General features: G+C 74.3%; 15 protein-coding genes. 9 read left to right on the plus strand and 6 right to left on the minus strand.

The genetic code is table 11. The features are described from left to right. Positions 1–10 precede the first annotated feature (10 nt). Positions 11–409, minus strand: coding sequence for a hypothetical protein (locus Q6350_RS14065; protein ID WP_171245831.1), 399 nt, complete (start codon positions 407–409; stop codon positions 11–13). A 199-nt stretch (positions 410–608) separates the two neighbouring features. On the opposite strand from Q6350_RS14065, the gene thpD reads away from it, so the two are divergent. Then, positions 609–1,508, plus strand: a complete 900-nt coding sequence (thpD, locus tag Q6350_RS14070; RefSeq protein WP_305066519.1) for an ectoine hydroxylase — start codon at positions 609–611, stop codon at positions 1,506–1,508. 106 nt (positions 1,509–1,614) lie between these two features. Here the strand turns inward: thpD and Q6350_RS14075 are convergent, their stop codons facing one another. After that, a complete protein-coding gene (locus Q6350_RS14075; RefSeq protein ID WP_305066520.1) occupies positions 1,615–2,457 on the minus strand; it encodes a serine protein kinase RIO in 843 nt (280 codons plus the stop codon). 176 nt (positions 2,458–2,633) lie between these two features. Between Q6350_RS14075 and fmt the strand changes: the two genes are divergently transcribed. Next, on the plus strand, positions 2,634–3,596 hold the full coding sequence (gene fmt, locus Q6350_RS14080; protein ID WP_305066521.1) for a methionyl-tRNA formyltransferase: 963 nt from the start codon (positions 2,634–2,636) through the stop codon (positions 3,594–3,596). Next, positions 3,593–5,122: an RsmB/NOP family class I SAM-dependent RNA methyltransferase gene (locus Q6350_RS14085; protein WP_305066523.1), complete on the plus strand. Its 1,530-nt coding sequence runs from the start codon at positions 3,593–3,595 to the stop codon at positions 5,120–5,122. The genes fmt and Q6350_RS14085 overlap by 4 nt, the downstream gene beginning before the upstream one ends. Positions 5,123–5,134: 12 nt before the next feature. Here Q6350_RS14085 and Q6350_RS14090 read toward each other — a convergent pair whose 3' ends face one another. Both Q6350_RS14090 and Q6350_RS14095 read right to left on the minus strand, forming a co-directional pair. Then, entirely contained in the window at positions 5,135–5,359 is a 225-nt protein-coding gene (locus tag Q6350_RS14090; RefSeq protein WP_304607660.1) for a hypothetical protein, read from the minus strand. Continuing rightward, positions 5,353–6,102: a DUF3592 domain-containing protein gene (locus tag Q6350_RS14095; RefSeq protein ID WP_305066524.1), complete on the minus strand. Its 750-nt coding sequence runs from the start codon at positions 6,100–6,102 to the stop codon at positions 5,353–5,355. Before Q6350_RS14095 ends, Q6350_RS14090 begins: the two co-directional genes overlap by 7 nt. 182 nt (positions 6,103–6,284) lie before the next feature. Between Q6350_RS14095 and Q6350_RS14100 the strand changes: the two genes are divergently transcribed. Beyond that, positions 6,285–6,533 (plus strand): helix-turn-helix transcriptional regulator, encoded by a 249-nt coding sequence (locus Q6350_RS14100; protein ID WP_304607662.1) that lies wholly within the window; start codon positions 6,285–6,287, stop codon positions 6,531–6,533. Then, entirely contained in the window at positions 6,520–7,800 is a 1,281-nt protein-coding gene (locus tag Q6350_RS14105) for a type II toxin-antitoxin system HipA family toxin (protein WP_304607663.1), read from the plus strand. The genes Q6350_RS14100 and Q6350_RS14105 overlap by 14 nt, the downstream gene beginning before the upstream one ends. A 4-nt stretch (positions 7,801–7,804) precedes the next feature. On the opposite strand, the gene Q6350_RS14110 is transcribed toward Q6350_RS14105, so the two are convergent. Continuing rightward, complete coding sequence (locus tag Q6350_RS14110; RefSeq protein ID WP_304603870.1) at positions 7,805–8,353, minus strand: GNAT family N-acetyltransferase; 549 nt, start codon at positions 8,351–8,353, stop codon at positions 7,805–7,807. Positions 8,354–8,391: 38 nt separating this feature from the next. Here Q6350_RS14110 and rpe point away from each other — a divergent pair, with 38 nt between their 5' ends. The 4 genes from rpe (at position 8,392) to Q6350_RS14130 (ending at position 10,847) form a co-directional block, all read left to right on the plus strand. Continuing rightward, complete coding sequence (rpe, locus tag Q6350_RS14115) at positions 8,392–9,054, plus strand: ribulose-phosphate 3-epimerase (RefSeq protein WP_171245822.1); 663 nt, start codon at positions 8,392–8,394, stop codon at positions 9,052–9,054. 149 nt (positions 9,055–9,203) lie between these two features. Continuing rightward, positions 9,204–9,467, plus strand: a complete 264-nt coding sequence (locus Q6350_RS14120; RefSeq protein WP_304603871.1) for a phosphoribosyl-ATP diphosphatase — start codon at positions 9,204–9,206, stop codon at positions 9,465–9,467. Between the two features lie 69 nt (positions 9,468–9,536). Next, positions 9,537–10,385 (plus strand): ATP phosphoribosyltransferase, encoded by an 849-nt coding sequence (gene hisG / locus Q6350_RS14125; RefSeq protein WP_304603872.1) that lies wholly within the window; start codon positions 9,537–9,539, stop codon positions 10,383–10,385. Between the two features lie 3 nt (positions 10,386–10,388). Then, positions 10,389–10,847, plus strand: coding sequence for a PH domain-containing protein (locus Q6350_RS14130; RefSeq protein ID WP_304603873.1), 459 nt, complete (start codon positions 10,389–10,391; stop codon positions 10,845–10,847). 17 nt (positions 10,848–10,864) lie between these two features. On the opposite strand, the gene Q6350_RS14135 is transcribed toward Q6350_RS14130, so the two are convergent. Further along, positions 10,865–12,676 (minus strand): DEAD/DEAH box helicase, encoded by a 1,812-nt coding sequence (locus Q6350_RS14135; protein ID WP_304603874.1) that lies wholly within the window; start codon positions 12,674–12,676, stop codon positions 10,865–10,867. Positions 12,677–12,733 lie beyond the last annotated feature (57 nt).

Consider the following 12,733-nt stretch of genomic DNA (forward strand, 5'->3'; position numbering starts at 1 on the left):
GCCCGCCGCCTCAGGCGAGCGGCACCACGACGCAGACCTCGAAGGTGCCCCGGGCCCGCCGCAGCAGGTAGCGCACCCGCCGGCTGGAGCGTTCCGCGGCCAGCTCGTCGCGCAGGCTCCAGCGCACCTCGACCCACAGCAGCGCCCAGCCCAGCTCGGCGGAGTCGGTGACCTGGGGCACCAGCGCGACGGCGTCCCCCGGGTCCGGCGCCCCGGCGTGCTCGCGCAGCATGTCGTGCACCCGCTCCGGGGTCGACAGCGCCACCGTCTCCTCGGCGAGCACCAGCACGGCGGTCGCGTCGAACCGGTCGGCGACCGCCTCCAGGTCGCCGGAACCCAGTGCCAGGCCCTGCTCGACGAAGTAGGTGCGCAGCGCCTCGTGGTCGTAGTCGCCGGTGTCGGTCGCCATCTGCCCACGGTAGGCCGGGTGCCGGGTCCACACGAGCCGACCGCCACGGCACGGCCCGGCGGCCGACCTTTTGACACGACCGGTCCGGTCACGTACTGACTGGAGGGTGCGCGTGCTCGCCCCGTCGGCCCTGACGGCGCGGGCACGCTGCGTGCATGAGACGCCACGATCCCGGGACGACCCGGGAGAAGGGAGACCCATGACCGCCATGGTCGAGACCACGACCGACCTCTACCCGAGCCGTCTGGCCCAGCCCGGCGCGTTCGTCGAGCGTCAGCACCCCACGGTGTGGGGCACGGCCGAGGACGGCCCGTTCGACGCCGACACCCTCGCGGCGCACGAGCAGCGGGGCTTCACCGTCCTCGAGGACTTCATCACCCCCGACGAGGTGACCCGGTACAGCGCGGAGCTGAGCCGGCTGTCCTCGGACGATTCGCTGCGGGGCGACCCGCGGGTCGTCACCGAGAAGAGCTCCGGCGAGGTCCGCTCCGTCTTCGAGGTCACGAGGCTCAGCCAGCAGATCGACGCGCTCGCCCGGGACCCGCGGCTGCTCGACCGTGCCCGCCAGCTGCTCGGCTCGGAGGTGTACCTGCACCAGACGCGCGTCAACTACATGCCCGGCTACAAGGGCGCCGGCTTCTACTGGCACTCGGACTTCGAGACCTGGCACGCCGAGGACGGCATGCCGGCCCCGCGCGCCGTGAGCTGCTCGATCGCGCTGACGCCCAACTACCCGTACAACGGCGGCCTGATGGTCATGCCGGGCTCGCACCGCACCTACGTGCCGTGCGTAGGCGAGACCCCGGAGAACTACCACCAGGACTCCCTCAAGGAGCAGCGGATCGGCGTGCCCTCCGAGGACGCCATCACCGAGCTCGCCCGGAGGTACGGCATCGACCAGTTCACCGGTGCGGCCGGCTCGGCGCTCTGGTTCGACGCGAACATCATGCACGGGTCCGGCAACAACATCACGCCGTTCCCGCGGTCGAACATCTTCCTGGTGTTCAACAGCGTCGAGAACGCGCTCACCGAGCCGTACAGCGCGCCCGCGCCGCGGCCCGAGCACATCGGCAGCCGCGACACCACGCCGCTGCGGTAGTCCGGGAGCCGGGCTGGGCCGGGCAACACGGTGCCCGGCCCAGGTCGGCCGCCGGTCTGCCGGCCCGAGCGCCGGTGCGCTCGCAGCGCACCGGCGCCCGGTGCCGTCACCAGGCCTGCGCCAGCAGGTCGGCGAACACCTCGTCGGCGTCCACCGCGAGCCCGCGCGCGGCGAACCAGCGGCAGACCGTGCGGCAGTCGCGGTGCAGCAGCTCGGGGCCCGCAGGGTTGGCCACGAGGTCCACGACCTGGGGCACGTCGATGACGACGATGCGCCCGGCGTCGACCAGCACGTTGTACGGCGACAGGTCCCCGTGCGCCCAGCCGAGCCGGGCCAGCACGCTCATCGTGGCCAGCAGCTGCTCGAACCAGTCGGCGGCCTCGTCCGGGGCCGGCCGGCTGCGGTCCAGGCGCGGCGCCGCGACCGCCGTGCCGTCGTCGTCGACCGTGCCGACGAACTCCATGAGCACCTCGGTGCCGTCGACCTGCACCGGGTAGGGCACGGCCGCCCCCGCGTCCCACAGCGTGCCCAGCGTGGTGAACTCGGCGTCGGCCCACTGGGTCGCGCGCACGCCGCGCCCCCACGCCGAGCGACGGTCCTCGACGGCGCGCTGGTCGCGCGTGCGGCGCACGCGGCGTCCGTCGGTGTAGGTGCTGTCGCGGTGGAACTGGCGGTGCTCGGGGGAGCGGTACCGCTTGGCGGCCAGGAGCGAGGCCTGGCCGGGGTCGGCGGGCACGGCACGTTCGACGAGGAAGACGTCGGCCTCCTTGCCGGTCTTGAGGACGCCGAGCTCGGTGTCCAGGGCGGCGGCCGCGGTGACGACCCAGTCGGGTCGTGGCGCCGGGCCGCGCTGACCCTTGGCGACGGTCGGCCAGGTCGACCAGCGCTGGTCCGGGCCGGGGCCGTCGTGGTCGGCGGTGGTCAGGGAGAGGGAGAGGTTCGGGGGCACGGAAGGATCCTTCGGGTGGTGAGGGCACGAACGGTCCGGTGGGTCAGGGTCATCGCTCGGCCTCCTTCCGTGTCGGCCCGCGCAGGTCGCGGGTGCGTGCTCCGGCGCGTGCGGTGCCAGTCTGGGCCCGCCGGCGCGCGGGACGCACGGGATTTTCCGCGGCCTAGACTTGCACGGTGCGTCTGCTGTTTGCCGGAACCCCCGAACCCGCCGTGCCCGCCCTGCGGGCCCTGATCGACTCCGACCACGAGGTCGTCGCCGTGCTGACCCGCGCCGACGCCCGCGCCGGCCGCGGTCGCCGGCTGGTGCCGAGCCCCGTGCGCGTCGCCGCGGAGGAGGCCGGCCTCGAGGTCATCACCGACGTCCCGCGCGGGGAGGAGTTCGTGGCCCGGCTGCGCGCCCTCGAGGTGGACGCCGCCCCCGTGGTCGCCTACGGCCACCTGCTGCGCCCCGACGTGCTCGCCGTGCCCCGGCTGGGCTGGGTCAACCTGCACTTCTCCGTGCTGCCCGCCTGGCGCGGCGCCGCCCCCGTCCAGCACGCGGTGCTGGCCGGCGACGACGTCACCGGCGCCACCACGTTCCTGCTCGACGACGGCATGGACACCGGCCCGGTGCTGGGCACCTCCACCGAGACGATCCGGCCCCGCGACACCTCCGGCGACCTGCTCGGGCGTCTGGCCACCTCCGGCGCGGGGCTGCTCGTGGCCACCCTGGACGCCCTGGAGGCCGGCACCCTGTCCCCGCAGCCGCAGAGCCCCGACGGCGCCTCCTACGCCCCCAAGATCACCGCCGAGGACGCCCTGGTGCGCTGGGACGACCCGGCGCTCGCGGTCGACCGGCGCGTGCGGGCGGTCACCCCCGCGCCGGGGGCGTGGACGACGCTGCCCGCGTCCGAGGAGGGCACGCCGGGTGCCCGGCTCGGCCTGGGCCCGGTGCGCCCGCGACCCGACGTGGTCGACCTCGCCCCCGGCCAGGTGCGGGCCGGCAAGTCCGAGGTGCTGGTGGGCACCGCCACCCATGCCGTCGAGCTGGGCGAGGTGCGGCCCGTGGGCAAGAAGCCCATGGGCGCGGCCGACTGGGCGCGCGGCGCCGGACGGGACGTCGTCGAGTCCGGCGCCCCGCTGGGTGGTGCCCGATGAGCGAGGACCGTCGCGACGAGCGCCGCAACCCCCGGGGACGTCAGCGGGGGGCCGCCCGCTCCCGCGGGCAGGGCCACCGCAGCGCCCAGGCGCCCTCCGAGCGCCGCCGACGCACCGACCCGGCGCGCACCGCCGCCTACGACGTGCTGCGCGAGGTCGACACCTCCGACGCCTACGCCAACCTCGTGCTGCCCCCGCTGCTGCGCGAGCGCGGCCTGAGCGGGCGCGACGCCGGGTTCGCCACCGAGCTCGCCTACGGCACCCTGCGCCTGCGCGGGCGCTACGACGCGATCCTGGCGCGCTGCGTCAGCCGCCCGCTGGACCGCCTCGACACCGAGGTGCTCGACGTGCTGCGCCTGGGCGCCCACCAGCTGCTCGGCATGCGGGTGCCCGCCCACGCCGCGGTCTCCGAGACGGTCGCCCTGTGCCGCGACCGGGTCGGCGCCGGGCCCGCCCAGATGGTCAACGCCGTGCTGCGTGCCGTGGGTCGCCGCCCGCTGGACGAGTGGCTCGACGAGCTGCGCGCCGACGCCCCCGACGCCGTCACGGCCCTGGCGCAGGTCGGCTCGCACCCGGTGTGGGTGACCCGCGCCCTGCGCGAGGCCCTGCACGGGTCCGGGCGCGACGTCGGCGAGATCGGCGACCTGCTCGACGCGGACAACACGCCCCCGCGGGTGACCCTCGTCGCCCGGCCCGGGCTCGTGGACGCGGACGCCCTGACCGACGGCGCCGGGGACGACGTGCACGTGGAGGCCGGCCGCTGGGCGCCGACCGCCCGGGTGCTCGCCGCCGGGACCGACCCCGCCGACCTGCCGGCCGTGGCCGACGGACGGGCCGGCGTCCAGGACGAGGGCAGCCAGCTCGTCACCCTCGCCCTGGCAGCCGCACCGCTGGGCGGGCGCGACGCGCGCTGGCTCGACCTGTGCGCCGGCCCCGGGGGCAAGGCGGCCCTGCTGGCCGCGCTCGCCGCGCAGCGCGACGCCCGCCTGGTCGCCAACGAGGTCCAGCCGCACCGGGCGCGCCTGGTGCGCCGCGGGCTGCGGGCCGTGCCCGAGGGGGTCGTGGAGCAGGTGCGCACCGGGGACGGACGCGAGATGGGCTCCGAGGAGCCCGGCGCCTACGACCGCGTGCTCGTCGACGCCCCCTGCACCGGCCTGGGGGCGCTGCGCCGGCGTCCCGAGTCGCGCTGGCGACGCACCCCCGCCGACCTCGGGGTGCTCACCCGGCTGCAGGGCGAGCTGCTCGACTCCGCCGTGGACGCCGTCCGGCCCGGGGGAGTGGTCGCCTACGTGACCTGCTCGCCGCACCTGGCCGAGACGCGGCTCGTGGTCGACGACGTGCTGCGCCGCCGCGACGACGTCACCCGCCTGGACGCCCGCGCCGCCGTGCGTGACGTGCTCGTCCCGGGGGCGCAGATCGACCTCGGGCCCGACGACGGCGGCGCGGGCGGGCTCGACGTCCAGCTGTGGCCGCACGTGCACGGCACGGACGCGATGCACCTGACGCTGCTGCGCCGGACCGGCTGACCGGGACCGGCGTCAGCCGTCGACGGGCGTTCGTCGACGTCGTACCAGGCCGGTGACGGCAGCCGGGACGAGGATGGCCGTCACCACGAGGCCGGTCGCCGCCAGGACGGCCGCGGACCGCTCGGACGTCCCCCACACGCCCGCGCCGGCCTGGGCGACCAGGGAGGGGTCCTCGGGGTCGACGACCACGTCCAGGATCTCGTCCCGGGCCGGTACGCCGTGCCAGTGGCTCAGCATCGCCCGCTCGTACCCCTCGACGTCCACGACGAGCCGGTGGCCGACCGGTCCCGCCCAGTCGGCGTGGACGACCGTCGCGTGGGCGGGAACACCCTGCAGCTCCAGAGTGCGCGACCGCTCCCACGTGGCCACCACGAACCCTGTCGCCGCCACGGTGACGTCAGCGGAACGACGAGCAACGCGATCACGGTGCGCGTGACGGGGGCGTGCTGGGCGTGACGGGCGATGTGCCCCAGCACGTCGGTACGCCACCAGCCACGGCGTCGGCGTGACCAGAGCACCGAGACGCCGTACCCGGAGGGGAACCAGAGGATCAGCGCCAGCACGTCGAGGGCCGTGACGAGGAGGATCTCCGCGTCCACCAGGGGCTCGTCCACGGCGATCGCCCGGGCGGGGTCGTCGGGGTCGTAGACGACGTCGAGGACCGATCCTTCCCGCTTCCCTCCGGGCGGGTGCGCGATGCGCACGGTTCCGCCGGTACCGTGGAGCAGCTCGACCGTCACGGCCCCGACGAGGTCCCGGCGCCCGCCCTCCACGTGCACGACGCGTGCCCGGGACTCGACACCGTCCTGCGCGAGCGCGATCCGCGTACCGACGTGGTCGACGGACAGACCTGCCAGCACGAGCGAGAAGATGGTCATGAGGGCCAGGACCAGGGCGATGTGCCCCGTGGAGCTCGCCTCGACCCTGCGGAACGCCTGCTGCCACCGGGCCGGCGGGGGATGATGACCGGCGTGGTTCATCGGATTCTTCCGGGGCTGCCAGTCGGGATGTGTCCTGCGTGCCAACGGTCCGCCTCCCCGGAGTGTGTCGCCGCAAGGTAGCGCAGACGCGGCCCAAGACGCCAGGTATTCCTTGCACAGCGAGGGATGTCGGGATACTCTGACAGAAAGGTCCGTCAGAGAAACCTGACATCGGAGGCGACATGACCACCACCGACCGCTGGACCCGCGCCCGCGGCGCCCGTGACCTCGGTCGCTTCGTGCAGCAGGCCCGCAAACGCCGCGGACTCAGCCAGGCTGCGCTCGCGGACGAGCTCGGCCTGACGCGCCAGTACGTCTCCGAGGTCGAGTCGGGTGTCGGGAACCTCTACATCACCCGGCTGTTCGAGATGTTCGACGAGCTCGGCATCGACGTCCGGCTCGAGGAGCGGGGCACGGATGACCGCGTCTGAGCTCGACGCCTGGCTCTACGGCAGCCGCGTCGGCCGGTTCTCCGCGCGGGACACCGGCCGGGGCGCCCTGCGCGTGGAGCTGGAGTGGGACGCCGCGGCGATCGACCGCTGGGGATACGGGTCGCGCGTGCTGTCCCACCTGCTGCCCATGGACGCCGACGCCCCGCCCGCACCGGCCCGTGTGAACGCCTGGCTCGACGGACTGATGCCCGAGGGTCGCGTCCGTGACCACATGGCGATGGACGTCGGTGTCGACCCGGACGATCCGGTCGGCTTCTTCGGCGCCTACGGCGGGGACACCGTCGGGGCGCTCCAGTTCGTCGCCGTGGGCGCGGACCTCCGCAGCGTCGACGGTGATCCCGTACCGCTGGACGAGTCCGGTGTCGCCGACCTGCTGCGCGCGAGCATCGCCCGCGCGGGCGGGACGGCGCGCAGCCAGCGGCTGACGAGCTCGCTGCCGGGCATGGAGCCGAAGATCGGTCTCGTCCGGGACGCCGGCACCTGGTGGCGCGCCGCCCCGGACCGGCCGACCACCCACATCCTCAAGGTCGCCCGGGACGCCGACTCGCCGACTGCGGACCTCGTCGACACCGAGGCGGCGGCGATCGAGCTCGCACGGCGTATCGGCCTCACCACGATCCAGGCGCACGTGGAGACCTTCGAGGACGTGCGCTGCCTCGTGGTGTCCCGGTACGACCGTGTCCCCGACGCCGAGGCACCGGGCGGGCTGCGGCGGATCCACCAGGAGGACGCCGCCCAGGCGCTGGGCATCAACACCCGCGACCCGGAGCGCAAGTTCCAGCACGGACGGACCATCCCGTCGCTGCGGGCGATCGCCCAGGTGCTGCGCGACGACGGCTCCCGCCCGGACCGCCTCCTGGCGCTGACGACGCTCAACCTGGCCCTCGGCAACACCGATGCACACGCCAAGAACATCTCGATGCTGCGCCGCGCGGACGGGACGGTGTCCCTCGCCCCGGCCTACGACATCTCCATGCACCTGCACCACGAGCACGCCTCGCGCGTCTTCGCCATGGACGTGGCGGGCACGCGGGACATGGATGCGATCACCGGCACCGACCTCGTGGACGAGGGGGTCGCGTGGGGGCTGCCGCGTCGCCGGGCGGAGCGGGTCGTCACGACCACGCTGGACGGCCTGCGCACGGCGCTGGGGGAGGTCGACCGCGACGCCCACCCCGGCGTCGGCGAGGCGGCGTGGCGCACCGTCGAGGCCTGCACCGACCGTCTGCGCGCTGACCTGCGCTGACCGGTCAGTGCAGCGTGCGCTGCATCAGCATCGTGCTGACGTCGCGTCCGTGCTTGCGCCCGACGTCGCGCAGCACCCCGACGACCTCGAACCCGAGGCGACGGTGCAGGGGCACCGACCCGGCACCCGCCGGGTCGTCGGCGACGACCGCGACCACCTGGCGGATGCCGGCCACCGTGCAGGCGTCCAGCAGCGCCGACAGCAGGCGGGTCCCCACGCCGCGCCCCTGCGCGGCCGGTGCCAGGTAGATCGTGTCCTCGACGGTGTGGCGGTAGGCCGCCCGCGGACGCCAGGGTGTCACGTAGGCGTACCCGACGACCGCGCCGTCGAGCTCGGCGACGAGGAAGGGGAGTCCGCCCGCGTCCGCGTCCTCCAGCCGGTCGGACCAGTCGGCGGCGCTCGGCGGGTCCTCCGCGAACGTCACCGCCGTACCGGTCACGTACGGCGCGAAGATCGCGGCGACCGCCGGGAGGTCGGCCGGGACCGCGCGCCGGATCCGGGGACGGTCCACCGCACCGGGCGGCCCGTCGCCGGGGGAGGGGAGTGGTGCCACGGGGCGAGCGTAGACCGACCGCGGCCTAGGCTGAGGCCATGCCTGCACTGATCAACCCGAGCATCCTGTCCGCCGACTTCGCCAACCTCGAGCGTGACCTGCACGCCATCGCGACGGCGGACGCCGCCCACGTCGACGTCATGGACTACCACTTCGTGCCGAACCTGACGCTCGGCCTGCCGGTGTTCGAGCGGCTGGTGCAGGTCTCGCCGGTGCCCGTCGACGGCCACCTGATGATCGCGGACCCCGACCGGTGGGCGCCCGCCTACGCCGAGGCCGGCGCGGCGTCGGTCACCTTCCACGCCGAGGCGGCACAGGCCCCGGTGCGGCTGGCGCGCGAGCTGCGACGCCTGGGAGCCCGCGCCGGGGTGGCGCTGCGCCCGGCGACGCCGGTGGAGCCGTACCTCGACCTGCTCGCCGAGGTGGACATGATCCTCGTCATGACCGTCGAACCGGGCTTCGGCGGTCAGTCCTTCATCGAGGGCACGCTGCCCAAGATCCGCCGCGCGCGGCGCGCGATCAGCGAGCAGGACCTCGATGTGCACATCCAGGTCGACGGGGGAGTGTCCCGCGACACGATCGAGCGGGCGGCCGAGGCGGGGGCGAACGTCTTCGTGGCGGGCTCCGCGGTGTACGGCGCCGAGGACGTCCCGGGGGAGATCGAGACCTTGCGGGCGATGGCCGAGCGCCACGTGCACTGAGCGGCACGGAGCCGGGTCGGCGCGCGATGACGCGCCGACCTCGCTCCCACAAAAAATAGTGTGCCAAGCACCAAAGGGTGACCAGATCGACGTCCGCACCACGGACCCCAGCAGCAGGGACGCGAGGGTCTCCGTCTACGCTGGGGATCGTGAAGACCTTCGACTCCCTGTTCGCCGAGCTGTCCGCCAAGGCCGAGTCCCGTCCCGCCGGGTCGGGGACCGTCGCGCAGCTGGACGCCGGCGTCCATGCGATCGGCAAGAAGATCGTGGAGGAGGCCGCCGAGGTGTGGATGGCCGCCGAGCACGAGTCGGACGACGCGGCCGCCGAGGAGATCTCCCAGCTGCTCTACCACCTGCAGGTCCTGATGCTGGCCAAGGGGCTCACGCTGGAGGACGTCTACGACCATCTCTGAGCGCTCGGTCGTTCCCGGCCCGGCGCGCTCCGACGTCTCCACCGATCCAGACCAGAACGAGGTAACCCGTTGCTCCGCATCGCCGTCCCCAACAAGGGGTCACTGTCCACACCCGCCACCGACATGCTGCGCGAGGCCGGGTACCGCCAGCGTCGCGACGGCCGTGAGCTCGTGCTCACCGACGCCGACAACGACGTCGAGTTCTTCTTCCTGCGCCCGCGGGACGTCGCCGTCTACGTCGGCGCCGGCACCGTCGACGTCGGTATCACCGGCCGCGACCTGCTGCTCGACTCGGGCGCCGCGGCGGTCGAGCACCTTCCGCTCGGCTTCGCAGGGTCGACGTTCCGCTACGCCGCACCGGCCGGGACCATCACACAGGTGGAGGACATCGCCGGCAAGCGCGTCGCCTCGTCCTACACCCGGTTGGTCGCCGACCACCTGGCACGCAAGGGTGTCGAGCCCTCGGCGATCGTGCACCTCGACGGTGCGGTGGAGAGCTCGGTCCGGCTCGGCGTCGCGGACGTCATCGCCGACGTCGTCGAGACCGGGACGACGCTGCGCGCCGCCGGCATGGAGGTGTTCGGCGAGCCGATCCTGCGGTCCGAGGCCGTGATGATCCGCCACGCCGACGCACCGGAGCCCGCCGGGCTCGACGTCCTCACACGACGCCTCCAGGGCGTGATCACCGCCCGGGAGTACGTCCTGCTGGACTACGACGTGCCGATGGAGCTCCTCGACGCCGCGGTGGCGGTGACCCCGGGCTTCGAGTCGCCCACGGTGTCCCCGCTGCACAACGGCCAGTCGGCCGCCGTGCGGTCGATGGTCCGCCGGGCGGACACCAACCGCGTCATGGACGTGCTCTACGAGGTGGGGGCACGCGGCATCCTCGTCACGTCCATCCACGCCTGCCGCCTCTAGACGATGGTCGACGACGGCACCGGTCGGGAGTTCCGCACGTTCCGCCCGCTCTGGGCGAGGGTGGCGGTCGTCGTGACCGGTGCCGTCGCGGCGGGCGGCAGCCTGCTCGTCGGGCTCTTCGCCCCCACGGGCGTCCTGCTGGGCGACGGGACCAGGCTGTCCTTCGTCGTCTTCGCCGCGTTCGTCGTGTGGCTGCTGTGGCGCCTGGGAGGCGTGCACGCCCGTCCGGACGACGACGGCCTCACGGTGCGCAACGTCGTGCGGACCCGACGGGTCACCTGGCCCGAGATCGTCGCGGTGCGGATGACGACGAACGACTCCTGGGTGGTGCTCGACCTGGCCGACGGCGGCACCCTCGCCGTCATGGCGATCCAGCGCGCCGACGGCGAGCGGGGGATGGCCGAGGCCCGTCGGCTGCAGTCTCTCGTGCAGCGCCTGGGCGAGGCGCCCGACGTCGACTGACGCCGGGCGCCCCGTGCTCAGGCGGTGTGGGCGGGGTGCCGCTCGCTGCGCGGGGCACGACCCTGCGGTGCGCCCTTGTCCGGGGCGATGCGCAGCTGGCGGCCGGCGACGTTGGCCCGGCCGATCTTGTTCATCGCCGCGTCGTCGAGCGGCTTGGTGATGTCGACGAGCGAGAAGCTGCCGAAGATGTCGATCTTGCCGATGTCCGCGCCGCGCAGACCGCCCTCGTTGGTCAGCGCCCCGACGATGCCGCGGGGCTGGGCGCCGTGCGCGTGGCCGACCGCGACCCGGTACCGGGTGCCCTCGGCGGGGCGCCGGATGCCGCGAGACCGGTCCTCACGACGGTCGGCCCGGGGGTGGCGGTGCGTGCGGTCGCCGTCACGGTCCGACCGCTCGGCACGCTTCGTCTCCCGCGTGCGTCCGCCGCGGACCTCGGCGCGCTCCTTCTCGTGCTCGGCCTGAGCGGCCAGGTGCTGCGGCCCGTCGTCTCCCACCGCGAGCGCCAGCAGGGCTGCGGCGACCTGGGTGGGGTCGGGGGTGGTGCCGTCCTCGCCGGGGGTGAGGTGCTGGGTGAGCAGCTCGGTGTACAGGTCGAGGCGGCCGGCCTCGAGCCGGGTGGGCACCGTGGACAGGATGGTGCCGGCCCGGTGGGCGGAGACGTCGCGGGGCGAGGGGATCTCGGCCTCGGTGAGCCTGGTGCGGATGGTGCGCTCGATGTGCTTGAGCTTGCCGCGCTCGTGGGGGGTGACGAAGGACAGGGCCTTGCCGGTGCGGCCGGCGCGACCGGTGCGGCCGATGCGGTGCACGTAGGCCTCGGCCTCGCGGGGCAGGTCGAAGTTGACGACGAGTCCGATGCGGTCGACGTCCAGGCCACGGGCGGCGACGTCGGTGGCGACGAGCACGTCGAGGGAGCCGTTGCGCAGGCGCTCGACGATCTTCTCGCGCTCCTTCTGGGCGACGTCGCCGGAGATGGTGGCGGCGGAGACGCCGCGCTCGACGAGGGCGACGCCGACCTCCTCGGCGGCGGCGCGGGTGCGGGTGAAGACGATGGTGGCGTCGGCGTCGGAGGTGGCCAGGACGCGGACCAGCGAGCCGACCTTGTGCCGGAAGGGCACGACGGCGTAGGTCTGCTCGACGGTGGTGACGGTGCTGGACTGCCGGCTGACGGCGATCTGCACGGGGTCGGTCATGTGGGTGTCGGCGACGTGGCGGATCGCGGCCGGCATGGTGGCGGAGAACAGGGCCACCTGCCGCTCGGCGGGCGCCTGGCCGAAGATCTTCTCGACGTCCTCCGCGAAGCCCATGCGCAGCATCTCGTCGGCCTCGTCGAGGACGAGGAACTTCACGTCCTCGAGGGTGAGAGCGGAACGCTCCATGTGGTCCATGACGCGCCCGGGGGTGCCGACGACGACGTGCACGCCGTCGCGCAGGGCGCGCTGCTGCGGCTGGTAGGGGGCGCCGCCGTAGACGGGCAGGACGTGGACGCCGGGCAGGTGGGCGGCGAAGGACTCGACGGCCTCGGCGACCTGCATGGCGAGCTCGCGGGTGGGGGCGAGCACGAGCGCCTGGACGCGGCCCCGGGCGACGTCGGCCGCGGGGTCGAGCGCGGCGAGCAGCGGCAGGCCGAAGGCGGCGGTCTTGCCGGTACCGGTCTGGGCGACACCGGTGATGTCGCGTCCGGCCAGCAGGGCGGGGATGGCCTCGGCCTGGATGGGGGAGGGCGTGGTGAAGCCGAGGTCGTCGACGGCGCGCTGGAGCGGGTCGGGCAGGCCGAGCTCGCTGAACGCGGGCTGCACGTCGGTGGGCAGGGTGGAGTCAGGGGTGCTCATGGGGTTTGACCATTCGTCGGGTGCGGGGGAGTCCTGCGTCGCCGTGGCGGCGAGGCG

Origin of the sequence: Isoptericola sp. b515 (assembly GCF_030588125.1) — a bacterium.
Classification (GTDB): Bacteria; Actinomycetota; Actinomycetes; order Actinomycetales; family Cellulomonadaceae; genus Isoptericola; species Isoptericola sediminis.

What these genes read in the sequence shown, in the direction of transcription:
- Q6350_RS14065 (WP_171245831.1), bottom strand. Translation starts at nt 409, where the DNA reads ATGGCGACCGACACCGGCGACTACGACCACGAGGCGCTGCGCACCTAC.
- thpD (WP_305066519.1), top strand. Translation starts at nt 609, where the DNA reads ATGACCGCCATGGTCGAGACCACGACCGACCTCTACCCGAGCCGTCTG.
- Q6350_RS14085 (WP_305066523.1), top strand. Translation starts at nt 3,593, where the DNA reads ATGAGCGAGGACCGTCGCGACGAGCGCCGCAACCCCCGGGGACGTCAG.
- Q6350_RS14090 (WP_304607660.1), bottom strand. Translation starts at nt 5,359, where the DNA reads ATGCTGAGCCACTGGCACGGCGTACCGGCCCGGGACGAGATCCTGGAC.
- Q6350_RS14095 (WP_305066524.1), bottom strand. Translation starts at nt 6,102, where the DNA reads ATGAACCACGCCGGTCATCATCCCCCGCCGGCCCGGTGGCAGCAGGCG.
- Q6350_RS14100 (WP_304607662.1), top strand. Translation starts at nt 6,285, where the DNA reads ATGACCACCACCGACCGCTGGACCCGCGCCCGCGGCGCCCGTGACCTC.
- Q6350_RS14105 (WP_304607663.1), top strand. Translation starts at nt 6,520, where the DNA reads ATGACCGCGTCTGAGCTCGACGCCTGGCTCTACGGCAGCCGCGTCGGC.
- rpe (WP_171245822.1), top strand. Translation starts at nt 8,392, where the DNA reads ATGCCTGCACTGATCAACCCGAGCATCCTGTCCGCCGACTTCGCCAAC.
- Q6350_RS14130 (WP_304603873.1), top strand. Translation starts at nt 10,389, where the DNA reads ATGGTCGACGACGGCACCGGTCGGGAGTTCCGCACGTTCCGCCCGCTC.
- Q6350_RS14135 (WP_304603874.1), bottom strand. Translation starts at nt 12,676, where the DNA reads ATGAGCACCCCTGACTCCACCCTGCCCACCGACGTGCAGCCCGCGTTC.